Below are 24,451 nucleotides of genomic sequence, written 5' to 3'. Positions count from 1 at the left end.
TAATCACTCTATGCTCTTTTAAAAAAAATTAAGAACAACCGGTTATACGCAATTTTATTACTTATTATTTATTGTGCTAAACTTGCTAACGCAACTTGAGAAAACCCCGTTTTTTGAATATCCGCCAGCAGTTTTAATACTTGTTGATATTCAACAGTTTTAGCAACACGCACAAAAACCCGTTGATCTTTTTGTGTAGCATCTGCTTCCAGAAGAGTTTTCAGGTGTGTAATCAGGGCCTGCGACGTTTCATAATAATCTTGATTAATGGCAAAGCGCCCTTGCGCATCAAGTGAAACCGTAAGAGGTGTTTTTTGAGCTCGTACGGGACCCGCTTGACTACGAGGCAAATCTAGAGGAACACCGTTCACTAAAAGGGGGGCAGAGACCATAAAAATAATCAACAAGACCAGCATGACATCCACAAAAGGAGTGACATTGATCTCACTCATCAGTTGGCTTCGTGAATGATGCCGCCTACGTGTATTTTTGCGAGAAGAAGAAGCAACAGAAACGCCCATGGGATAAGATCCTTTTTATAAAGAGGAAGGTGCTGTGCGTGTTTCATCAATACGCCGCGATACAATTGTTGAAAATTCATCAGCAAAATTTTCTATTTGTGCAATGATGCGCGCACTTTCATGAGTCAACTTGTTATAAGCAATAACAGCTGGAATTGCTGCAAACAAACCAATAGCGGTTGCCAAAAGCGCTTCTGCAATCCCTGGCGCGACAATGGCAAGTGATGTATTTTGAGAAGCTGAAATAGAAAGAAAAGACTCCATAATACCAATAACTGTTCCAAAAAGTCCGATAAAAGGTCCCGCAGACCCCAGTGTCGCAAGAAAACTTAATTTTGATTCTATTTTTTCACTTTCACGTCCCAGCGTCAAATCCATAGCCTTATCAATTCTGCTCTGCAAACTTTTCGATGTATGGGTCCCTTTTTCAAGAGATTTTTTCCATTCAACCATTGCTGCCATAAAAACTGCGGATATACTATTGGTACGTTGACTTTTACATGATGCATAAAGATCTTCTAGCGCTTTGCCAGACCAAAATGTGCGTTCAAACTGCTTTATTTCACGCCGTATTCTCCGATACGTAAAAATTTTATCAAAAATAATTGCCCAACTCCAGATGGAAGCGAGCAGCAATCCGATCATAACACCTTTCACGATCCAACTCGCTTGCATAAACAAATGCAACATTCCAATTGTTTCTGGATTCGTTAGTTCACCATGCGGCATAATTTTTGTCCCTCTAAATGAAAGATGCATTTTTTTAAATTTTATAAAACAGATTATTTTATATTTTCTAAATTTAAGTAAAGACTCTAGTCTCACATAAATCCATGCGCTAAAACAAGACTTGTTTCTTAACTTTCCTTAAAAAGTGATGACGAGAGATATCCCTCAATGCACATCCCCCTCATTTCACAACAGCATTTATGAAAAATATAACGATCAGGGCTTCTCCATAAATGCTATAAAAATAAAAGATATAAAAATGCATGATATTAAATCTATTATGCACCACCATCTTTACGCTTATGAAAAGAACGCTAAATCATCATACGCGTTTCCAGCTTAAAATACAGCGATAAGTCTTAGCACTTGAAAAGATTCGTAAGAGGTATTTTATTTCTTTCTTAAGTGTTTTTGTATCCACTCACCAACTCCGCTTGTGACATGTAAGAAAATGTTTTTTATTAATTCGCGGCAATAGAGCTTGAAAAGAAAAAATTTTACAAGTTTCAGAATTATCTGAAAGTGACAACGCAATGAATTATCATTGTAAATAAATATGTTATCATCATAAAAGATGACGCTTTGCCTCAGGCTATTATTTCTCTCATTTTCCATCGAATTGAATACGGGGTACACCATCGGGCACAAAAAACGACCATAAACCACCCTACAACACCTCACAACAATGCGCCTCACCCATGCACCCCGACGTCCTATGTAATCTAGTGTAAGTCTCATGTAATCTCACTGTATTGTGAATTAGCCCCTTTCAATGCCTATCATCTCTCTGGCACCATGGTATAACGTACAAGCTTCTGTGACATGAAAAAAGCCTTTTCACATTTTTACTTCATCAAAACCGGCTTCTTTGCTCTCTTTGCTCACTTGCGATATTTGATCGTTATTGCATTGCGAATGATCCATAAGGAATATTTTTACAATTTTTTCAATGATTTATATTGTTCTCTTATGATGTGTAAGCAAATGATTTTAATTGTTTCAACATGAACAGATTTGAAATGAAAGTATTTTATTCTATTCCTATTAGGGTTTGTGCCCATGATAAGTGATAATTTATCTTTCTAAGTCAATACATTATATAGAATAATATGCTGTTGAAACTTTAAATGCAAAAATGCATTTCTGCTTTGTATACATTGATCTCTCACTCATTCACTACGCTTAGAAGCGCACATAAAGTCATGCATGATGGATAGAAATGGATGAAACACGCGCTCTTGTGATGCCAAATGACAATCCAGTAAAAAAACAAATCAAATTGCTTAAAAACACCCTTTGGGTGTTTTGAGACAGTTTTCGACCTAATAGCTTATTATCACTTTATTGCAATATGGTGCTGGGTATGTGCATTTTTATAAAAATAAATCTTAATCCATTTTTATTTCTTTTTATATTTTGTACTTTTTCGCTGTTTTCTGATGCCAACAAACCTTTCTTCAAAAGAAAGAAAATATCTTGAGTTTATAGCAGAAAATGGATGATGCGACATTGATTTTGAATCATAACATGGATGAGGTGTGTTTAATTTTGTGAGATATTATCTTCAATTTATTGTAGTTATTGTAGCAGAGGTGCTTTCTTTTGCTGTATCGTGTGACCTTGTTGGAAAACATTTAGGCTATGATAAATGTATAGTCTTAGATTATAGATTACTTTATATCTGCTGATCTCTCCTGAAACTTGCTAATTCAATGAATCACACTTTTAACCAAGCATTTTTGCAAAAAGTTCTTTGGGTAAACGTCGCGGTTTTGCCTCCTCATTAATCAGAGCAATTTCAACTTTGGCTGTTACCAACGTAGTCATCTCATGCAAAATAGATTGCTCCATAAAAAAGCGGGCCCCTTGGATGTGATTAACACGTGTTTTAACGACTAAAAGATGATCAATTTTAGCTGGTCTTGAAAAATTAATTTCCATATGACGAACAACAAAAAACAATTTTTCCCCCTCACCCCCTGCTGCTAACATCTTATTATTAAAACCGGTATCCCGTAAAAACTCTGAACGTCCTCGTTCAAAAAACTCAAGATAACGCGCATGATAAACTACACCGGAAAAATCTGTATCCGCAACATAAACGCGGACCTGAAAATTATGAAAAGCACTTGTATGATTTCTCTTGAAAGGAGTCACTTCTGTCATCTACTTCACGTCCCATAAAATCATTGAATAGAGCAAATTATTTATAGATCAAAAGATTGAACACATTTTTGTGTTGATGTTATGAAAAGCAAAAGCACAAAATCCTCAATCTTTCCAAATCTTTTTGGTCAGAAACTGCTAAAACAAGCACATTTCTTGTATTTATAACCTTGCGATACAATATTCACGCAATTTTTTTAAAGAAAATGTCTTATTTTTTAAAAAGCGAATGACTTAGTCATCTTCTCCATCCCATAAAGTCGTCTGAAGTGATGAATTGTCTTGAGCATCAGAAAGTTGAGAACGCCTTTGTATAGACGTTGTAGAGGCTGGAGCAGAAAGCCCTAAATGGCTCCAAGCCTTTTCACTCAGAATACGTCCACGAGCGGTTCTTTGAATAAACCCTTGTTGGAGCAAATAGGGTTCAACAATATCTTCAATGGCATCGCGTGGTTCTGATAAAGCAGCAGCAATCGTTTCAATCCCCACCGGTCCCCCTAAAAAAGTTTCCGCAATCAGGAGCAAATAGCGACGGTCAAGCGGGTCAAGCCCAAGATGATCCACTTCAAGGCGCGAAAGGGCTTCATCGGCGATTTTTTGGTCAATTTGTTTTGCCTGTTTAACCAGAGCAAAATCACAAACGCGCCGTAAAAGGCGTCCAGCAATGCGAGGCGTCCCGCGTGCTCTGCGTGCAATTTCATGGGCTCCATCATCACTGATCTTGACAGCAAAAAGTCGTGCATTACGCTGAACAATATATTCCAATTCTTCTATCGTATAAAAATTGAGACGAATTGGGATTCCAAAACGATCTCTCAGCGGTGTGGTTAAAAGTCCCAAACGTGTAGTTGCCGCCACCAAAGTAAATTTAGCCAGATCAATTTTAACCGAGCGGGCAGCAGGCCCCTCACCAATGATAAGATCAAGTTGATAATCTTCCATTGCTGGGTACAGAATTTCCTCAATTGCTGGATTTAAGCGATGAATTTCATCAATAAACAAGACATCACGTTCTTCGAGATTGGTCAAGAGGGCTGCTAAATCTCCTGCTTTAGCAATGACCGGCCCTGAAGTAGAGCGAAAATTAACGCCTAATTCTTTTGCCATAATCTGTGAAAGCGTTGTTTTTCCCAACCCCGGTGGTCCTACAAACAAAACATGATCCAGCGCTTCTTGCCGTGTTTTTGCTGCTTCAATAAATATTTTTAAATTAGCCCGTGCCGCTTCTTGACCAATAAAGTCATCGAGAACTTGTGGCCTCAAGGAACGATCTGGATCGTTAGGAAGGGGGGCGGAACCCAGAAGGCGTTGATCTTCATCTTTATGCATTGTTACCTTAATTTTAAGTAGGAGAAGAAAGCAATTTGAGACTATGGCGGATCAGCAGGGCAGAAGAAACAGTTTCGCCCTCAAGAGCGTTCATCGCAAGAGCAAGAGCGCGAGCTGCTTGCTCCCGTTCAAACCCTAGCTTCATCAATGCGGAAAGCGCATCATGCGCAGGTTGATTGGTTATCTCACGCTGAGGAACCGAAATAGTTTTGACAGCTTGTTCAAAGGGAAGTGTTTTACTTTTCAGTTCACCCACAATCCTTTCACTGACTTTTTTACCAACGCCCGGCGCTCGACTAATCATCGCAACATCATTTAAAGCGATAGCCTGAGCAAGTTCATCTGGCGATAAAGTCCCCAAGATTGCCAAAGCAACCTTTGCCCCTACTCCAGGAACATTTTGTAGAAGACAAAACCACTCCTGTTCAGCTCTTGTAGCAAAACCAAAAAGGCGAATTGCTTCTTCACGAACATGCGTTTCAATAAAAAGGCTTAACGCCTCCCCAACAGAGGGTAAAGAAGGACGCAGACGATTTGACACAAAAACAACATAACTCACACCATGAACATCAAGAAGAATATGATCATCAAAGATATGTTCAAGGGTGCCCTTTAATTTGCCAATCATGTTATCACCCCAATCATATCGCCATCCTTGCCTGATAAGATTGGTCAATACTCTGATAATGCATACACCAATTCAACACAAAAACAACATAACTCACACCATAAACATCAAGAAGAATATGATCATCAAAGATATGTTCAAGAGTGCCCTTTAATGTGCCAATCATGCTTCCACCCCAATCATATCGCCATCCTTGCCTGATAAGATCGGTCAATACTCTTACGATGCATACTATGACAAAGAGCAAGAGCAAGAGCATCAGCCGCATCACTGCTATCAAATTCAGCCCGTGGGAGGAGAACTTTTACCATCATATGGATTTGTTCTTTAGCCCCATGTCCAACACCAATAACCGATTTTTTCACTTTGTTGGGGGCATATTCAAAAACAGGAAGGTTTGCTTGCGCAGGAACCAGCAGCGCAATCGCACGCGCTTGCCCAAGTTTTAAAGTTGCTGTAGCATCTTTGTTGACAAACACATGTTCTACAGCGGCTTCATGGGGCATAAATTGATGCATAATCTCTGAAAGACCTTTGTGGATCTGACAGAGTCTAGAAGCCAGATCACACTGTGCATTAGAAGAAACCGTCCCTGCTGCAATAAACTGAAGACGATTACCTGCAACATCGATAACGCCCCACCCTGTACGCCGTAATCCGGGATCAATGCCTATAATACGAATCGTCTCTGCCATAAACTACAGTCTATACACTTTTCCCCCTTGTGAATAAAGACAAGACCACAAAGAAAACAGCAACCCAAGACAAAACCAGTAAAAAGATAATCATACCTCCAAATTTATACAATTATAACACGCAACGAACAGCATCTTTATGGTACATACTTTATGAAGCATAACTGAAATCAATCAAAACCATTCACACATCACAAGCAAGCACCCTCTAAAGCATAAAAATTCCCTTTCTATGGTCATATCCAATGCCATAACGGTTAAACATCGCAAGCGAGCAAATAGAGAATTCTGGATTGTACATTCATAAGTGTAAAGAGGCTATGCAATGGATGGTACACACTTTACGAAAACTTTTTACATTATAGCATGACGCCACCATAACAAGGCAACACGTTGATTTATAAAGATAATTAATTTTTTGTATGTTGCATAAGAATCCCGAATATCCTAAGATTTTCTCATTACAAATCTGTTTATCTTGAATCAATCAAAACCATTCGCTTACATATGAAACGTGGGATTGCCGTATAGAGTGAAACTGTACAAGACAGGACTAAAAATGCCTCTAATGAATTGTCTCAAGTTTCAAAGGCTGTTGCAACATTGGGGACTGGCAAAGATGATGATAGTGCCGGCTTTTTCCTTTGCAAGCATAAAAATGAGAGAGGCTCAACGAATGTGAATAAGAACTGAGAGGTGTTTTTGAATATACTCATCACACCACAATGACATTGCATAGAGAGGAACATTGTATGGGGGCACAGGGAACCCATGGGACATTCATTATATGGCACTTTATTTTGGATATTTTATTTTACACGAGGGAAAATAACTTCCATTCAAAACAAAAGAAGCCCAAAAACTGTAACAATGTGTATCATCCTCATTAACACACACTTTACAGCAGCTTTATAGGTATAAATTATAGAGCCATAAATAAATTGATGTATAAGCCCCTGCTCTATCTTAGAGCCAGATCATTATCAGAGCCAAAACAAAATCACACGATAGATCAACAGAAAGTGTTCCAGCTGCAATCAACAAAAGTCAATTTCCCACAAAACCAACCATACCCTATTCCATGCCATAATTCGAAATCAATACCTATCCCTCTCTCAGCTATAAACTCAAGATATTTCCTACGCTCAAATAGAAATTAGGTAGAAAAAAGCACTCTAGATTGGTTTTCGTTGTGAAATTTTGGTTGTAAAAAATGGATATACTGTTCTAAATATCTCAAGAAAGAAGCAAGGAGCTATTTTTCTCAGAATGCCCAAAAGCTGTTTTCAGTAATTCGATTTATTTTTCCACTGGATTATCATCTTCTAAGGTACAGCGGCCGCTTATTGACCAAAGCGCTTAAACTACAGCAGCATCTCTAAATGAAACAAAATGCACGCTTCTAAACGCAATGAATGAGAAATAAATTGGCGGAAAGTTTCTGGCAATTCATGCCAATAAAAGGGAAAAATTCCAATGTCGGTGTATGAAGTGACACTTTTACAATTTCTTTTTTTATTTGTTCTGATGATATTTTCCCTTCGCGCAAAATAAGGGGAGTACCTCTAAGAACGCCCAAAGGCTGTTTTGAGCAATTCGATTTGTTTTCCTACTGGATTATCATCTTCTAAGGTACAGGAGGCCGCAGTTTCCCACCCAGCACGCAAATAGGTTATGCGCGCTTCTAAACGCAATGAATGAGAAACAAATTGGCGAAAAGTTTCTGGCAATTCATGCCAATGATGGGTTTCAAGTTCCAATGTCGGTGTATGAAGAGATACTTTTACAATTTCCTTTTTTATTTGTTCTGATGACATTTCCCCTTCGCGCTCTGCTCGAAGAAGAAGGAGTTGAGAAGCGATTTGCATAAGTCGTGTACTTAAATACATAGCCTCTTTCGCATAGATTGCAGAAACTTCTGTTGAAAGGGAACGTGCCACTAATTTCCCTTCTGAGTCAATGTATGCTGCAGTTTTTTCAATCAGCGCCATTGTTTCTTCATAGAGACGATTAAAAGCATTTTCAAAAGCATTATGCTCAATCATGATAATAGGTTCATCATATGGACGTTTATGTACGCTCACGCTTTTATACTCCAAGTATCAGCACAAAATCATACCCCTTAACGAACAGAGGATTAAAAAGTTTCTTTTATTGCTGTATAGAATGCTTTTTTTTAAAATTGCTACCTCTTTTAAATCTTTTGCGCAACGCGCTTTTTATACTAAGGTTAACGCGCCAAACAAACACTATAGGAATGTTTTTCCTATAAACGGATTAGTTTCCTTGAAAAGGACCACTGCCAAGATTGCCGTTTTTCACAATAATAAGCGACTCCAAATTGCAAAGCAATACCCGTTATTATTAAGAAGGTATCGGAAAAAACCGTTTCTGTCATCACTGTTTTTACAATTTGTCCAAACATCGCAAAAATGGTTCCCGTTACAAAGACCGGTAAACTATGTTTTCCTAAAATTGCTAAAGGATGTTTTAGAGAGACATAAAACCATTTATTGACATGTGGCAAAGAAAAAATGAGAAAGGTTAATGCAAGAACATGAAGTAAACGTGGCAAGCTTAAAAAGGTTTTATTAAAGTTCATCAACGGGGAAGACCAGCCAAGCCAGCCCAAAATGCCCCACCAGTTTAAGCGAACCCATAACAGCGCCAACAAGAGATACGCTGCCGCACAAACAATCCAAAAAGACTGAAACGCGATTTTTTTTCCTTGTTTAAGCGCTAAAGTACTGGTCAATCCTATGACAAATAAGAATTGCCAAGACAAAGGATTTAAAAACCACTTTCCCTCTAAAGGATAAGAAGGAGGAGCAATTTTATAAAATCCGCAGATAAGATACAGTGTAAAGGAGCCCAAAAGCAGCCATTTTGTCTGTTTACAACTCAAATAAAGGATAAAAGGCGCAAAAAACATCAAAACGATATAAAGAGGAAGAATATTATTATATCCCAATTGATGGCCAAAGCTTAAGGTACTCAAAAATGCGATAACAGGCTCTTTAAAAAAGAGTCCTACATTGTTCATTGATAAAAGTTTTTCTGTTCGCCATAAGAAAAATGCCCCTAAAAAAAGGCTTAAAGTTACAAAAGTCGTAAAAAGATATGCACCATAGAGCTGCAGAGCTCTGTACCAAAGTTTTCGGATAATAAAAGCAAAGGATTTTTGCTGTAACCGCGCATGAAAGCTTAACCCCAGAGAAACCCCTGAAAGCAAAACAAATATTTCTGCACAATCAGAAAAACCGAAATTTCTATGAGTAAAAGACTCATAGATCGTTCCGGGAATATGGTTAATGAAAATCGTCAATAAGGCTAAAGAACGAAAAACATCAATACGTGTATCACGGCGAAAAGGTTGAGTATTATGCTCAAGAATACCTTGGTATTTCATCAGTGGACTCCCACACGTTGCAAACCCCTTGAAGTCCTATAAAATGGCGCTTACCCTTATTGCCAACAAGCATGAACAGGATGAAATTTTAATTTTTAAGTGTCAAGTTTCATTTTAAGCGTTTATTTTTTAAAAGGCAAAAGTTTTTTAAAGGCAAAAGAACGAAAAGCGTCCATACGTGTATCACAGCAAAAAGGCAACATATTATGCTTAAAAACACTCTCATTTCTCATAAGCAGGCCTCCACACACCCACAAATCCTTTAAATTACGTGAAAATGGTGGTCACTTTCATCGCAAATAAGCATAATAGAATGAAACTTTAATTTTTAAGCGTTATTTTTTCTAAGAAACAGGGATTTGACATGACACAACAAAAAAATAAACCAATTGATCCACCTCTTTTCCCTCAGTTGATTTTAACACTTGATGTTCGGCGCAACACCCCACAAACATTTTTGCAGCAAATTTTACAAACAAAGTCTTTTGCATGCGTCATCCTCTATGATTCTGAAAAGTTGAAAGATGATAGCTCTTTTTTACAACAACAAGCGCAAATTTACGCAGAAGATATTCAACATCATGACGCAGCCCTTCTCATCGCTGATGACAGCCGCATTGCTGGGCGCATAAAGGCTGATGGATTGCACATAGAAGATGATCTTAACGCTCTTGAAAGCTTCAAAAATCAGCAAAAGGAACAAAAAATCATAGGCTTTGGCAATTTACGCAATCGCCATAGTGCTATGCTTGCAGCGGAAACAGGTGTTGATTATCTATTTTTTGGCAAATTAGGGGCTGATAAAAAACCCCATGCTCACCCCCGCAATCTCCAGTTAGCAACATGGTGGGCAGAGATTATGGAAATCCCTGCTGTTGTGCAAGCGGGGAGTGATTTTTCAACCTTTGATGAAGCCTTAAAGACTGGATGTGAATTCATTGCTGTAGAAGAAGTCATTTTTGGGAACGACAACCCCTTAATACTGCTTAAAACAATGCAAGAAAAATGTGAGAAAACCCCCTTGTAATATAGGAGACATACATAAGCCGCTGATAAAACCCCACACACTCACTCATGCAATATCCAGTGAACATAGCGATAAGCAAAAGCTACGAAAATCCCTGCCATAGTTCAAGCAGGAAGCAATTTTGCACTCTTTGATAAAATCTTAAACACCACATATGAATTCATTGCTGTAGAAGAAGTGTTTTTGGGGAACGCCCCCCCTGATGATACTTAAAATGATAAAAATAAGGGAGAAACCAAAGCACTTTCAAAAAAACAGTACACTGTCTCAAATTAAATTAGAGATTTTAGTTACTAACAATAACAATAATTAATAACAATAATTAATAACAATAATTAATAACAATAATTAATAACAATAATTAATAACAATAATTAATAATAATAATTAATAATAATAATTAATAATAATAATTAATAATAATAATTAATAATAATAATAATAATAATAATAGTTATAGATTACTTAATATAAAAATAAATAATTTTTAATTAAGGGATATTGTAAATGTAATTAACAGTAATTACATGAGTTATTGTTGCATAAATTATTATTCAACAAATTTTATCAATAAAAAACTGTATAATACAGTTTTTAAATTAAAAAGGGGAGAAAATGAAAAATACAAAAAATATTGATTTTTACTATATTTATAATTCATTTGTTTCAAGATTTTATTGGAAATGTAACTATTTTAAAAACGTATTTTCACCTTTCTATATAGAGAAAAGTCTTTTTAAACATGGCATGTTAGGTCTTTTTGAGGATGAAACACAGGGGTTTTTACTGTTACCATGTGAAGCTCACTTACAAGAAGGAGAACCAACAGAATACAAATGCAGTGGGAGGGGCTATTCAAAAATAATTAATAAAGAGAATATTGTCATTCTTAGAAATGGTATATCTAGTGATATTCCATCTTTAATAGCTAAAAAATATGCAGAGAGGACATATAATGCATTTCAAAATCATGGTATTTTAGCGCGAACATTAAAAAATGCGGTTTCATTCCCCATAAATCTTGAAAGCCCTATACAAAATTTAGAAGATTTGTGGCAACAACGAGACGACTTGCTTAATGAAGCTTTCTCAATATTAGGATTAAAAAAAGGAGATAATTTTATACGCTGTGTACATGCAAGAGAGACTTTTGTGAAAAATTGTAAAGATCGTTTTAATTTTGATATTAGTTTTAAAAGCCAATATGAATATCAGGAAGAATTATCCTCTCGCTTACGGTAAAATCAAGCACCATTAATTGTCATTAGGATGTGAAAATTATAGTAGTAAAATAACTATGCTTTGCTTTAATGAGAGGCTCTCCGCCTCTCATTAAAAAGCTGTAAGTTACAAAAACTTTTTTCATTTTTACTGCAATCTCCTAAAATCACTTTATTCCCCCTATAATCACTTTATCATTGAGCAAATGTTTTTTATCGCATACACAACACCTAGGAAGGGTTTGAAACAACTTCTTGCATATTAAAATGGGAGAGATTTTTTCAATTTTAAAAGAAGCTTGTATACTACCATTGTCCGAGCATCCGTACCTATATTGTCAAAGTGAGAGAGTGCTAAGATTGCGGGAAATCATAGCGCATCCAAATTATCTTATATTGTATCGAGTAGCTGCAAAATAAATTGAGATTTTAACCGTAGTACACGCCCGCCGTAAATTTCCTAACTCCATTTGATTTGATGAAAAACGCAATACCTCTCACGAGAAAAACACTATTTTAATTTTTATTGTAAATTTCCTGAAATTACTTTATGAATTAAAAGATGTTTTGGTCGCATACGCAACGACCAAGAGGGTCTTGAAAGCCCGAAAATCTAAACATGAATTTACCCCACTTTGTGGGTATCCCGGAATTCCGGGAGTTTTTGCTATGTCCAGGTGTTTTAAGCACTAAAAGCAAAAAAAGCTGATTAGATTTCAGTACTTTCAAGCTCCCGGAATACTCATGCGAGGGCGCTCGCGACCGGCGGGGGGCTTTAAAATGCAAACCAGAGATCTTGATAACGACATTTTCATTGGCAAAAAAATTCGTTTGAGACGAAAAATGTTGAAGATGTCTCAAAAAACATTAGGTCAGCACTTAGGTGTCACTTTCCAACAAATCCAGAAATATGAAAACGGCTTAAATCGTGTCAGTGCAGGACGATTAAAGAGAATTTCTGATATCTTGGATGTTCCCATTGCCTTTTTTTATGCGGATATCATCACAAAACAACAGCCCCCATATCTTCATGATGAAATCGCATCAAGCACAGAAGAATATCTGCTACTCAAAAGATTTAGAGTTTTACCAACGGTAAAAAAGAAAGCTTTTTTACAGCTGATCTCTGATGAGAATGCAAGCTAATATCACGCGATAGCATGCGCTATTCATAATCCCCCTTTGTGAATACTTTATTGCTTGAAGGCAAAACATACCACCTCTCTGTTTTAAGAAACGACACGTTAAGAGACACTATTTTAATTTTTATTGTAAATTTCTTGAAATTACTTTATGAATTAAAAGATGTTTTGGTCGCATACGCAACGACCAAAAGGGGCCTTGAAAACCCTAAGTTCTAGCGTAAAGATGAACCCACTTTGTGGGTATCCCGGAATTCCGGGAGTTTTTGCTATGTCCAGGTGCTCTCAGCACTAAAAGCAAAAAGGCTGACTAGAACTCAGTATTTTCAAGCTCCCGGAATACTCATGCGAGGGCGCTCGCGACCGGCGGGGGGCTTTAAAATGCAAACCAGAGATCTTGATAACGACATTTTCATTGGCAAAAAAATTCGTTTGAGACGAAAAATGTTGAAGATGTCTCAAAAAACATTAGGTCAGCACTTAGGTGTTACTTTCCAACAAATCCAGAAATATGAAAACGGCTTAAATCGTATCAGCGCAGGGCGCCTAAAGAAAATTTCTGATATCTTGGATGTTCCCATTGCCTTTTTTTATGCGGATATCTTAACAAAACAACAGCCCCCATACCTTCATGATGAAATCGCATCAAGCACAGAAGAATATCTGCTACTCAAAAGATTTAGAGTTCTAACCTCGATAAAACAGAAAGCCATTTTACAGTTACTCGCTGATCGGAATGAGAACTTTTAACATCATGATACAGAGCACTATACTCTCTGTTCTTGGCTTTCTTTCCACACTTCAAAGGACGAAAATCCCTTTCCTATCCGGTTGGTAAACAATCCTGTTTCTCAAGAACTGCTTCTTCTTAGCTTCCCATTTCATATGGTTCGTTTCACAAGATTGTATGGACAAGCCCTCTTTTGAATATTTACCACACACTTTCATAAAAATACTGTATGGGAAAAGTTTTATGCCTTACAGTACTACAGCTCGAACAATAGCATTTTATAGTACAACAGGATAAGCACTCATGTGTATTTTTCAAAAAGCGCCCCTCAAAAGCAATGCTTGAAAATTTATTTGGTTGATCTGGAGCAGTATACGCATCATTTTATAAGGATGATGAAGGATGTAATCTTAACATGTAGATGCAAAAGATTGCTTTTTTATCGCAATCACTAAAAGCAAAAGTTTATTTAAAATAGGCGCTGCAAGAGGCACTACAAGAAGCCTTAAGTTAAGGCTGAAACCATTATTTATTGATGAATTACCGCTTGAGTGAAAACTAACATGTTGCTAGTAAAATTATAAGCAAAGTTGCTCTTATTTCTGGTGTAGAAGCTTCGCAAAAAAGAGCAATAATAAATAAGGGGAATTAAGATGTTAAAATATTTATTGCTGTCACCTGTTGTGTTGGTGGCTGGTTGCGCATCTGTAGGGAGTTATTCATCAAATTATGTTGATCAAAGTCTTACAAAGCGTCAGGCACAATTAGTCGCTAACAAATTTATTAGCGATATCAAGAGACCTCTACCACCCGCTACAACCACACTTCTTATAAAGAAAAATAATACAGCAGACAACTTTACTCCTGTATTTATCAATCTGTTGCGACAAAATGGATATAATGTGATCTATACAGATCAACCTCAAAAGCAACAAAACATGGGTGTGAATTTGAGGTATAGAATAAGATTAAATAGTAGCACTATAGTGTCTCTTTTTCAGTATAACGTGAACGGAGAACTACGTGCTCATATAAGTACTCAGCCCAAATGAACCCGCTATTTTATGTAAACATTCTCTATATTTTACACGTAAAGACTTAAAAACTCTTGTTAAAGAAAAGAGATTTGCACCTCAATAAAAACTCTTGTTTTTTAGCCAGAGTGAACAAATTTTTCTGTATTTCATCACGATATGAGAAACAATACGTACGAGAAAATAAGTTATGACTTTAGGTTTAAGTATAAGGGAAAGAAGAGTATTAAAAAATAATGAAAAATCCTCCACACTCTAGTGAATTATTGTGCGAAGATTTAAGTGCAAAACTTAGTTTATTTAGTGATTCAAGCAGTTGAATAGTCCGCTGTTTGCAAAAAATGAGTTTTTTAAAAATAAAAGGAAAGACAATGGCAAAAAACACTGTCCAACTGCACTAATAGAAGAACCTTTTAAAATATCATAGTAATAAAAAATGGATAGTTTCCAATGTAATTTATCCACGGTGGTTTATTCAAAAGAAATTTTGTAGAAATAGGATATTTTTAACGTTTTTTGCTTCTCATTTAGTGTACCATAATTCTAGCATACCACAATTCGGAGGTTTTGTGGTTTTCATTGCTAATTGTTATGGTGCTATGATGAACGAACAGAGTTTACAACAGCTATTGCAATGCTTTGCGCTTGTGTAAAGAAAATTATGGCTGTTATTGGAGCACTTTAAAAATATCCTCCGTTAAACTTGAAAAAGCCATTGGGCTTTTAAACTTTTAAAATGGATGCTAAATCGTCGTTTTTCTCATAAACAATGATATGCACATACTTGCCTTTCACTCCTCAAAGGAAAAAAGCTCCTACAGTTGCCGATCTGTAAAAAGTTCAGCGTCTCTTAGGACTAGTTTTCACTGCTTGATCCCTCATGCGGTTCACTTCATAGGGTTTTATGGATAAGCTACCTTGAAGATTTATCACACTTACCCAAAACACTTGATATAGTAAATTTACTACGCCTTATATCACTGTCCTAAACAACAGTGTTTTAGGCAAAAACAAGATATACAACCTCTCACTTAATAAGTCATTGTAGCAAAGCTGATAAAAAGCCACACTCTCACCCTCGTAATCTCCAATGAGCAAGGTGGTGGACAGAGATCTATGGAAATTTTTGCTGTTGTTCAAATGGGGAGCGATTTTTCAGCCTTTTACAACTTTAATGCGGGAGAGAAAACCGCAATATAAATTTATGTCCTTGAAGATAAGTATTTTTACGCAAGATAATTCTTTGCTCATACTTGATATGATGAAAGAAAAATGTGAAAATTCTGTTCGGTAATGAGGAGAAAACACCATGATCAAGAGAAGCGTTAAGCTGCTTATCTTAGGAATGATTGGGCTTGCAAATTCTGTTGTAAATTCTTCTGGAAATACTGAAGAATTCTCAAGTTTTGAACGTTCTTTCAATACGGTTCAAGATGCGTCAAACACACAAAAACCTTTTCAGCCTTTAAAAGCTGGAGATTATGACCAAGCCTATGACTATTACATTCAAGGTTATTATTTAAAAGCTTTTCGTGAAGCACTCCGACGTGCTGAAAAAAATGATCCTTTTGCACAAACTCTTCTTGCCCGAATTTATATGGAAGGATGCGCTGTTCCTGTTGACGGTGCGCGTGCTGCTTTATGGTTTGAGCGTGCAGCAAAACAGGGGGAACCTCAAGCACAATTACGCTATGGGCTTATGTTGTTTGATGGTCATTTTATGAAACAAAATCAAGATCTTGGTGAACAGTTTATTCGAAAAGCTGTCAATGCAGGCGTCAAGGAAGCCTATTTTTATTATGGACAACTGCTTCTTTATAAAGCCTCACGTGAAAAACAAGCTCTCCCTGGTGTTTCTTCCCAAAGTCGTGAAAATGAAGCAATAGAGCAAGCCTTAAAATGGTACTTAAAAGGTGCTGCTCTTGGGGATGCTGAAGCTGCTGTTTCTGCTGCCAAAATTCTGTCTTTAGGCACATTAAATCGACCAAAGGATGATCATAATGCCCGTAAGCTCATAGAGGTAGCGGCTCAAAACAACCACTTAGAAGCTCAACTTCTTTTAGCGCAATGGCTTGTACAGGGACGTGGAGGAGAAACAGATTTTCACCGTGCTTTTCATTTACTTCAAAGAAATGCCGTCAACATGATTGCGCCGGCACAAATTTCCCTTGCAAGACTTTATCGAGATGGCACAGGAACAAAAGGCGATATAATCATGGCAGCAGCATGGTATATGCTCGCAAAGGAAGCAAAAATGCAAGCCCCTGATCTTGAAATAATGCTCCAAGGCATGGACAAAACACAACTAGAAAAAGCGCACAAAGAAGCAATAAAGCTCCTTCCTGTTTTTTAAAATACTCCTCTCTGCTGCAAAAAGACAAAATTTATAGAAATTCCGGGAGTTTTTGCACTGTCTAGGTGCTCTCAGCACTAAAAGCAAAATGGCTGATTTGAGTTCAGTGTTTTAGACTTCCAGAATACTCATGCGAGGGTGCTCGCACTCGGAGGAGGCTTTAAAATGCGAGCCAAAAATCCTGATAACGACATTTTCATTGGTAAAGAAAACGCACTGGTAACATTTGCTTAAGCAAACGATATCCAATAAGCAAAAGAGCTAGGCTATTCCGAAAATTCCGAAAGCTCTATTTTTTCATTCTTTTTGCTTGGATGAAAAACACGCCGACTCTTATTAAAAAACTATTTTTATTGCTAATCCCCCGAAATTACTTTATGACTTGAAAAGTGTTTTGGTCGCATACGCAACGATCAACGGGGATTAAAAACCCTAAGGTCCGATACATAAAAATGAACCCACTTTTTGGGTATCCCGGAATTCCCGGAGTTTTTGCTATGTCCAAGTGCTTTCAGCACTAAAAGCAAAAAGGCTGATTCGGATTCAGTATTTTCAAGCTCCCGGAATACTTATGCGAGGGCGCTCGCACTCGGAGGGGGCTTTAAAATGCGAGCCAAAAATCTTGATAATGACATTTTCATTGGCAAAAAAATTCGTTTGAAACGAAAAATGTTGAAAATGTCTCAAAAAACATTAGGTCAACATTTAGGTGTCACCTTCCAACAAATCCAGAAATATGAAAACGGCTTAAATCGTGTCAGCGCAGGGCGTTTAAAATAAATTGCCGCTATCTCAAATGTTCCACTTCTCTTTTTCTATGCTGATATCTTAACAAAACAACTGCCCCCGTACTCTCATGATGAAATCGTATCAAGTACAAAAGAATACCTGCTGCTCAAAAAATTTAGAGTCCTAACCTCGATAAAACAAAGAGCCATTTTACAATTACTCTCTGATCAAAATGAAAGCTTTTAACATCATAATATAGGGCGCTACACTCTCTGTTCTTAACTTGCCTCCCACCCCTCAAAGGACAGAAGCCCCTTCCCTATCCAGTTGGGAAACAATCCGTCTTCTCAGAACAGAACTCTTTTAGCTTCCCATTTTATGTGGTTCATTTCACAAGATTATCCGGACAAGCTCTCCCTCAAATATTCACCACATACTCTCATAAAAACATCACATGTACAAAATTTGATGCCTTACAAACACCACACCTCAAACGATAGTATTTTACAGAAAACAGAATAAGCATTCATACGTATTAAAAAAAAGATAGCCCTCAAAAAGCAATGCTTGAAAATTTTTTTGGTCGATCTGAAACAGAACCTAACGCATCATTTTATAGATAGAGGACATGATCTTAACATGCAAACGCAAAAAATTGCTTTTTTATCATAATCACTAAAAGCAGCAGTTTATTAAAATATACGCCACCAGAAGCACTTCAAGCAGCCTTTACAGCTGAAACCACTATTCATTGATTAATTAACCTATTGATTAGATACCGATATGTTGTTAATGGCTATAAGTAAAGTTGCTCTTATTTCTGGAAGAGGAGCTTCGCAAATAAAGAGCAACAATAAGTAAGGGGAATTAAAGATGTTAAAATATTTATTGCTGTCACCGGTTGTGTTGGTGGCTGGTTGCGCATCTGTAGGCAATTATTCATCAAATTATGTTGATCAAAGTCTTACAAAGCGTCAGGCACAATTAGTTGCTAACAAATTTATTAGCTATATCAAGAGACCTCTACCACCAGCTACAACCACATTTCTTATAAAGAAAAATAATACAGCAGACAACTTTACTCCTTTATTTATCAATCTGTTGCGACGGAATGGATATAATGTGATCTATACAGATCAACCTCAAAAGCAACAAAACATGGGTGTGAATTTGAGGTATAGAGTAAAATTAAATAGTAGCACTATAGTGTCTCTTTTTCAGTATAGTGTGAACGGAGAACTACGTGCTCATATAAGTACTCAGCCCAAATGAACCCGCTATTTAATGTAAACATTCTCTATATTTTACACGTAAAGACTTAAAAGCTCTTGCGAAAGGCAAAGAGATTTGCATCTCAATAAAAACCCTCATTCTAGCCAGAGTGGATAAATTTTATTATAGATTGTGACAATACAAAATAGTGTAAATTATAGCTTTAAGATTTAAGAAAAGAAGAATACTAAAAATAATGAAAAATGCCCCACACCCTAGCGAATTGTTACGCGAAGATGTAAATGCAAAACTTGGACTATCTGTGATTGAAGCAGCTGAAGAGTTTTCTATATCCCGTGTAGCATTTTCTAGGGTCTTGGTAAAAATCCTTATAACGACATTTTCAGTGGCAAATTCATTGGCAAAAAAATTCGTTTGAGACGAAAAATGCTTAAAATGTCTCAAAAAACATTAGGTCAACATTTAGGTGCCACTTTCCAACAAATCCAGAAATATGAAAACGGATTAAATCGTGTCAGCATAGGGCGTTTAAAATAAATTGCCGCTATCTCAAATGTTCCACTTCTCTTTTTCTATGCTGATATCTTAACAAAACAACTGCCCCCGTACTCTCATGATGAAATCGCATCAAGTACAAAAGAATACCTGCTGCTCAAAAGATTTAGAGTTCTAACCTCGATAAAACAAAGAGCCATTTTACAGCTGCTCTCTGATGAGCAGATACGCTAACATTATGTGATAATGCATTCTGTTCATAAGCATTCATGCGTATTTTACAAAACAGCCCCCCCTAGGCATTTTTTGCTTGGACGAAAAACACGCCGACTCTTATTAAAAAACTATTTTTATTGCTAATCCCCCGAAATTACTTTATGACTTGAAAAGTGTTTTGGTCGCATACGCAACGACCAATAGGGATCTAAAAACCCGAAAACTCAAACATGAATTGACCCCGCTTTGCGGGTATCCCGGAATTCCGGGAGATTTTGCTATGTCCAAGTGCTTTCAGCACTAAAAGCAAAATGCTGATTTGAGTTCAGTGTTTTTAGACTCCCGGAATACTCATGCGAGGGCGCTCGCACTCGGAGGGGGCTTTAAAATGCAAGCCAAAAATCTTAATATTGACATTTTCATTGGCAAAAAGATTCGTTTGAAACGAAAAATGTTGAAGATATCTCAAAAAACATTAGGTCAACATTTAGGTGTCACCTTCCAACAAATCCAGAAATATGAAAACGGCTTAAATCGTGTCAGCGCAGGGCGTTTAAAAGAAATTGCCGATATCCTCAATGTTCCAGTTTCCTTTTTCTATGCGGATATCTTAACAAAACCACAGCCTCCGTACCCTTATGATGAAGTTATATCAAGTACAGAGGAATATCTTCTGCTCAAAAAATTTAGAGTTCTTACCACGATAAAACAGAAAGCCATTTTACAGCTGATCTCTGATTAAAATGCAAGCTACATCACACGATAGCGCACACCACGCTCTATCCCATGAGGCACTATAATAAACTCCGTATTCACATGCTCTCAATTAAAAATACCTCATGTTTACGGAACTTATATTATTGCCATCAATGATGATATTTTACAATAAAACGGGATAAATTTTCCCAAAATCCCAAAAAATGTTTGTGTAAATTTTTAAAAAGCTTGCGTCTGAGCACTTTTTATGGTCTTGCAAAGAACTGAAAAGCAAAAATACATAAAGGTCCTTTTGTACTTTTTTCTGCAACGCCCATAAGCAAAGACAATGAAGAGCATACAAGGATTATGGAGAGAGCCGCAAGGCTAACAAGGGGGGGGTAAACCCGAAAATAAAAAAAGAGCTTGACTGTTAAAGGCAGCAAAGAAAAGTGCCATAAAGACAACAAGAGAGTTCTTTTTGCAAGAATAGAATTGGATAGAAACGATGAAAATTAATGGCAATGAAATTCGTCCTGGTAATGTGATCGAACATCAAGGGAGCTTATGGGTTGCTGTTAAATGTAACGCTGTAAAACCAGGAAAAGGTGGTGCATTTAACCAAGTTGAAATGAAAAATTTGATTGATGGTACAAAACTTAATGAACGATTTCGTGCTGCTGAGACAGTTGAACGCGTGCGCCTTGAACAAAAAGATTTCACCTTTCTTTATCAACAAGGGGATGCTTTGGTCTTTATGGATTCAGAATCTTATGAACAACTTGAACTCCAAAAGGATTTTGTTGGTGAACGTGCCGCTTTTCTCCAAGATGGGATGACTGTTACAGTTGAACTTTATCAAGAAAAGCCTATCGGCATCTCACTTCCTGATCAGGTTGCTGTCACGATTGCTGAAGCCGATCCTGCACTTAAAGGACAAACAGTTACAGCTTCTTATAAACCCGCTATTCTTGAAAATGGGATTCGGATTCTTGTTCCTCCCTTTATGAATGCTGGTGAACGTATCATTGTAGACACCAATGAGTTGATTTATTTGCGTCGTGCAAATGAAAAAGATAAATAAAGGAATAAACAATGGCCCATTCTGCAGTCATGAATGTCATGGTGCAAGCTGCAATGAAAGCAGGACGCTCGTTGGTACGTGATTACGGTGAAGTGCAAAATTTGCAAGTGTCTTTGAAAGGACCTGCAGATTATGTCAGCCAAGCAGATCGCAAAGCGGAAAAAATTATTTTCAATGAACTAAGCAAAGCACGCCCCAAATTTGGTTTTCTGATGGAAGAGTCTGAGGAAATCATTGGCGAAGATTCACAACATCGTTTTATTGTTGATCCTTTAGATGGTACTACAAATTTTCTCCATGGCATTCCTTTTTTTGCTGTTTCCATTGCTTTAGAAAGCCAAGGAAAAATCGTTGCTGGTGTCATTTACAATCCCGTGAGTGATGAACTCTTCACCGCAGAACGTGGGTGTGGTGCTTTTTTTAACGACCGGCGCTGTCGCGTTTCTGCTCGACGCAGACTAGAAGATTGTGTCATTGCCACAGGCATGCCTCATTTTGGTCGACCAGGTCATGGAACCTATCTTATTGAATTACGTAATGTGATGATGGAAGTCGCTGGATTGCGCCGTTTTGGCGCTGCTGCTCTTGATTTAGCTTATGTTGCTTCTGGCCGAACCGATGGCTTTTGGGAAGATAACCTGCAAATTTGGGATATGGCTGCTGGAATACTGATGGTTCGTGAAGCCGGTGGTTTTGTCACTGATAAAGAAGGCGGCAACAATATATTCCGTAAAAAAAATATTATCGCCGGCAATGAACACATTCGCCTAAAATTAGAAAGAGTTCTCAAAAAAGGCATTTAAGCCTTAAAAAAAATCCAACAGATTACCTCAGCCAAGCAGATCGCAAAGCGGAAACAATATTATCAATGAATGAAGCAAAGCACACCCCAAATTTGGTTTTCTGATGGAAGAGTCTGAGGAAATCATTGGCGAAGATTCACAACATCGTTTTATTGTTGATCCTTTAGATGGTACTACAAATTTTCTCCATGGCATTCCTTTTTTTGCTGTTTCCATTGCTTTAGAAAGCCAAGGAAAAATCGTTGCTGGTGTCATTTACAATCCCGTGAGTGATGAACTCTTCACCGCAGAACGTGGGTGTGGTGCTTTTTTTAACGACCGGCGCTGTCGCGTTTCTGCTCGACGCAGACTAGAAGATTGTGTCATTGCCACAGGTATGCCTCATTTTGGTCGACCAGGTCATGGAACCTATCTTATTGAATTACGTAATGTGATGATGGAAGTTGCCGGACTTCGCCGTTTTGGTGCTGCTGCTCTTGATTTAGCTTATGTTGCTTCTGGCAGAACCGATGGCTTTTGGGAAGATAACTTGCAAATTTGGGATATGGCTGCTGGAATACTGATGGTTCGCAAAACCGGTGGTTTTGTCACCGATAAAGAAGGCGGTAGCGATATATTTCGCAAAAAAAATATCATTGCCGGCAATAAACACATTCGCATTAAACTATAAAAAACCCTCAAAAAAGGCATTTAATTCTTACAGTTTTTTACAAAACCCTTAGAATCTTAAAAAACCACATGAAGAGAGAGTTTTTAATTTTCTTACAGAAAACGATAGAAACTCGCGAATGAGATAGTGACAAAAAACATCACCACGAACAAAAAATGTACTTGCTATAAGCCCCCACAAAAGCAATTATTGCACCTGAGGCAAAAACACAGTCCATTTCCTCCTCAATATATGCTCTTTACAGTGCGCCATCCATTGATCTAAAAATCTTTCCTCTCTCATAAAAGCTGCCGCATATGCTTAAGAGTTTTCACTCTTTTCCACCACTGCATAATAGCAGAGATTTCAGAAAAACCACTGATTTATCCCCCCTTATTCAACCGTTTTGCAAATAGTTTATCAACTGCTGACGACATTTATAATAATGAGAATCTTTGTTTTCCAAAATTGCTTTCTGCATTTCACTTGCAAGCTGCTCTTTATCTTTTTCAACAGCCTCTTTCAGCGCCTTTACCTTCTCATCTCCAAAGATAATTTTTAATTTTTCTTTTAACTTTTTTTCCTCAAAAAGCTTCTCCCAAAAGATCAACCGGTTATCGCATGTCTCATTTGATGATTTCATCCACTCTTTAACGCCTAATTTGTAAACTTCTTCAAATGTTGGATTCCCTTCAAAAATGGAAAGATTTTTTGCTCTATTTGTGTCATTCTCTTTACAAGTATTGATTACATCTCTAACTGTGACAGAATGGCAACCATTATCAAAAGCAACATAGCCCTTTTTCACTGTTTTAATAAGCTTCTTATAGTAAATGAAAGTTTCTCTTGCCGCCTTATAATCACTGGAAATATCACACAACAACGACAACACATTCTTTTTACAATATAATAATAAAGTACACTCACCAGACCAAGATTCCGAAAGGTTTAGCATTTTCTCTATCTCTTTGTGTTCTGTACTCATAGATATGTTGTCCCACAAAGTATCTGTAAATTTTTTCTTTTCATCCTCCCCTGTAAAGTTTTTCTTTTGGTGCTGTTTGCATTCAGCTATAATCATATCATCAAGAACATATAACCACCAATGAAGTAATAACATCGTAGGTTGACTCCGTTTTTTGTTCGTAAGAGGATCTACAAACTTTTGCAGAGTTATTCCGTTCTTGCTCATTAATCGCACTGCTTTTAAAAAAATTTCCTAAAATACGAGGTATCCAAGAGACTACATATTTTTTTGTAATGTTCATCAGTAAGTTTTTTTCCAAGTGCTTGCTTGTACAAGAAACGCACTTTGTGATCCCCTCGAACACAAATATCCTTTACCAATGGAAGCCGATCTCCACTGAATTTCATATCTTCCCTAGGATTTTTTATCCCCAGTGCGTCTCTTTCCCATAACCTTACTCCCTCATCCCATTGTTTCAACCATTCCTGCGATATTTTTTGAGTTTTTGCAAAAAGTCTTTGTTCCCCTTGTGCAATAATATCTTTATGTCCAGCGCACTCTTGCTCTTTTTGCTCAAGTTGTTCAGTCAATTGAAG

General features: G+C 37.2%; 21 protein-coding genes and 4 pseudogenes. 14 read left to right on the top strand and 11 right to left on the bottom strand.

Going from position 1 to position 24,451, the window contains the following annotated elements; genetic code table 11:
- Window positions 1-68 precede the first annotated feature (68 nt).
- The 9 genes from tolR to ACFINA_RS02855 form a co-directional block, all read right to left on the bottom strand.
- Entirely contained in the window at window positions 69-521 is a 453-nt protein-coding gene (gene tolR, locus ACFINA_RS02895) for a protein TolR (RefSeq protein WP_375606537.1), read from the bottom strand.
- Window positions 522-536: 15 nt separating this feature from the next.
- Window positions 537-1,250, bottom strand: a complete 714-nt coding sequence (tolQ, locus tag ACFINA_RS02890; RefSeq protein WP_375606538.1) for a protein TolQ — start codon at window positions 1,248-1,250, stop codon at window positions 537-539.
- Between the two features lie 1,725 nt (window positions 1,251-2,975).
- Window positions 2,976-3,416 (bottom strand): tol-pal system-associated acyl-CoA thioesterase, encoded by a 441-nt coding sequence (gene ybgC, locus ACFINA_RS02885; protein WP_375606539.1) that lies wholly within the window; start codon window positions 3,414-3,416, stop codon window positions 2,976-2,978.
- 234 nt (window positions 3,417-3,650) lie between these two features.
- Window positions 3,651-4,745, bottom strand: a complete 1,095-nt coding sequence (gene ruvB / locus ACFINA_RS02880) for a Holliday junction branch migration DNA helicase RuvB (RefSeq protein ID WP_375606540.1) — start codon at window positions 4,743-4,745, stop codon at window positions 3,651-3,653.
- A 13-nt stretch (window positions 4,746-4,758) separates the two neighbouring features.
- On the bottom strand, window positions 4,759-5,373 hold the full coding sequence (gene ruvA, locus ACFINA_RS02875) for a Holliday junction branch migration protein RuvA (protein WP_375606541.1): 615 nt from the start codon (window positions 5,371-5,373) through the stop codon (window positions 4,759-4,761).
- Window positions 5,374-5,386: 13 nt separating this feature from the next.
- Window positions 5,387-5,539 (bottom strand): OB-fold domain-containing protein, encoded by a 153-nt coding sequence (locus ACFINA_RS02870; protein WP_375606542.1) that lies wholly within the window; start codon window positions 5,537-5,539, stop codon window positions 5,387-5,389.
- A 13-nt stretch (window positions 5,540-5,552) separates the two neighbouring features.
- Window positions 5,553-6,068, bottom strand: a complete 516-nt coding sequence (ruvC, locus tag ACFINA_RS02865; protein ID WP_375606543.1) for a crossover junction endodeoxyribonuclease RuvC — start codon at window positions 6,066-6,068, stop codon at window positions 5,553-5,555.
- 1,565 nt (window positions 6,069-7,633) lie between these two features.
- Window positions 7,634-8,152, bottom strand: a complete 519-nt coding sequence (locus ACFINA_RS02860) for a DUF1465 family protein (RefSeq protein WP_375606544.1) — start codon at window positions 8,150-8,152, stop codon at window positions 7,634-7,636.
- Window positions 8,153-8,334: 182 nt separating this feature from the next.
- Window positions 8,335-9,477 (bottom strand): OpgC family protein, encoded by a 1,143-nt coding sequence (locus ACFINA_RS02855; RefSeq protein ID WP_375615031.1) that lies wholly within the window; start codon window positions 9,475-9,477, stop codon window positions 8,335-8,337.
- Window positions 9,478-9,841: 364 nt separating this feature from the next.
- On the opposite strand from ACFINA_RS02855, the gene ACFINA_RS02850 reads away from it, so the two are divergent.
- The 14 genes and pseudogenes from ACFINA_RS02850 to ACFINA_RS02785 all read left to right on the top strand — a co-directional run.
- The gene (locus ACFINA_RS02850; RefSeq protein ID WP_375606546.1) at window positions 9,842-10,504 is read left to right on the top strand and encodes a thiamine phosphate synthase; all 663 of its coding nucleotides are present in this window, start codon (window positions 9,842-9,844) and stop codon (window positions 10,502-10,504) included.
- Between the two features lie 615 nt (window positions 10,505-11,119).
- Window positions 11,120-11,746: a hypothetical protein gene (locus tag ACFINA_RS02845; RefSeq protein WP_375615030.1), complete on the top strand. Its 627-nt coding sequence runs from the start codon at window positions 11,120-11,122 to the stop codon at window positions 11,744-11,746.
- A 722-nt stretch (window positions 11,747-12,468) separates the two neighbouring features.
- Complete coding sequence (locus ACFINA_RS02840) at window positions 12,469-12,870, top strand: helix-turn-helix domain-containing protein (protein WP_375615029.1); 402 nt, start codon at window positions 12,469-12,471, stop codon at window positions 12,868-12,870.
- 341 nt (window positions 12,871-13,211) lie between these two features.
- Window positions 13,212-13,616, top strand: a complete 405-nt coding sequence (locus ACFINA_RS02835) for a helix-turn-helix domain-containing protein (protein WP_375615028.1) — start codon at window positions 13,212-13,214, stop codon at window positions 13,614-13,616.
- Window positions 13,617-14,249: 633 nt separating this feature from the next.
- The gene (locus ACFINA_RS02830) at window positions 14,250-14,648 is read left to right on the top strand and encodes a hypothetical protein (protein WP_375606552.1); all 399 of its coding nucleotides are present in this window, start codon (window positions 14,250-14,252) and stop codon (window positions 14,646-14,648) included.
- A 1,291-nt stretch (window positions 14,649-15,939) separates the two neighbouring features.
- On the top strand, window positions 15,940-16,983 hold the full coding sequence (locus ACFINA_RS02825) for a tetratricopeptide repeat protein (RefSeq protein WP_375615027.1): 1,044 nt from the start codon (window positions 15,940-15,942) through the stop codon (window positions 16,981-16,983).
- Window positions 16,984-17,589: 606 nt separating this feature from the next.
- A pseudogene (locus ACFINA_RS02820) lies at window positions 17,590-17,958 on the top strand (helix-turn-helix domain-containing protein).
- Window positions 17,959-18,585: 627 nt separating this feature from the next.
- A complete protein-coding gene (locus ACFINA_RS02815; RefSeq protein WP_375606554.1) occupies window positions 18,586-18,984 on the top strand; it encodes a hypothetical protein in 399 nt (132 codons plus the stop codon).
- Between the two features lie 196 nt (window positions 18,985-19,180).
- Entirely contained in the window at window positions 19,181-19,363 is a 183-nt protein-coding gene (locus ACFINA_RS02810; protein WP_375606555.1) for a hypothetical protein, read from the top strand.
- A pseudogene (locus ACFINA_RS02805) lies at window positions 19,324-19,674 on the top strand (helix-turn-helix domain-containing protein). Before ACFINA_RS02810 ends, ACFINA_RS02805 begins: the two are co-directional and overlap by 40 nt.
- Before the next feature lie 370 nt (window positions 19,675-20,044).
- Window positions 20,045-20,398, top strand: coding sequence for a helix-turn-helix domain-containing protein (locus ACFINA_RS02800; protein WP_375615026.1), 354 nt, complete (start codon window positions 20,045-20,047; stop codon window positions 20,396-20,398).
- A gap of 462 nt (window positions 20,399-20,860) precedes the next feature.
- Window positions 20,861-21,436, top strand: a complete 576-nt coding sequence (gene efp, locus ACFINA_RS02795; RefSeq protein ID WP_375606557.1) for an elongation factor P — start codon at window positions 20,861-20,863, stop codon at window positions 21,434-21,436.
- A gap of 11 nt (window positions 21,437-21,447) precedes the next feature.
- The gene (locus ACFINA_RS02790; RefSeq protein ID WP_375615025.1) at window positions 21,448-22,239 is read left to right on the top strand and encodes an inositol monophosphatase family protein; all 792 of its coding nucleotides are present in this window, start codon (window positions 21,448-21,450) and stop codon (window positions 22,237-22,239) included.
- An 8-nt stretch (window positions 22,240-22,247) separates the two neighbouring features.
- Window positions 22,248-22,909 (top strand): annotated as a pseudogene (locus ACFINA_RS02785) (inositol monophosphatase family protein); the annotation flags it as partial.
- Window positions 22,910-23,285: 376 nt separating this feature from the next.
- Here the strand turns inward: ACFINA_RS02785 and ACFINA_RS02780 are convergent.
- Both ACFINA_RS02780 and ACFINA_RS02775 read right to left on the bottom strand, forming a co-directional pair.
- A complete protein-coding gene (locus ACFINA_RS02780; RefSeq protein ID WP_375615024.1) occupies window positions 23,286-24,008 on the bottom strand; it encodes a hypothetical protein in 723 nt (240 codons plus the stop codon).
- A gap of 86 nt (window positions 24,009-24,094) precedes the next feature.
- A pseudogene (locus ACFINA_RS02775) lies at window positions 24,095-24,451 on the bottom strand (hypothetical protein); the annotation flags it as partial.

Source organism: Bartonella sp. AC10YNML (genome assembly GCF_042196825.1).
Classification (GTDB): domain Bacteria; phylum Pseudomonadota; class Alphaproteobacteria; order Rhizobiales; family Rhizobiaceae; genus Bartonella.
Note: the sequence above shows the minus strand (reverse complement) of the source record. Positions and strands in the feature narration are given on the sequence as shown.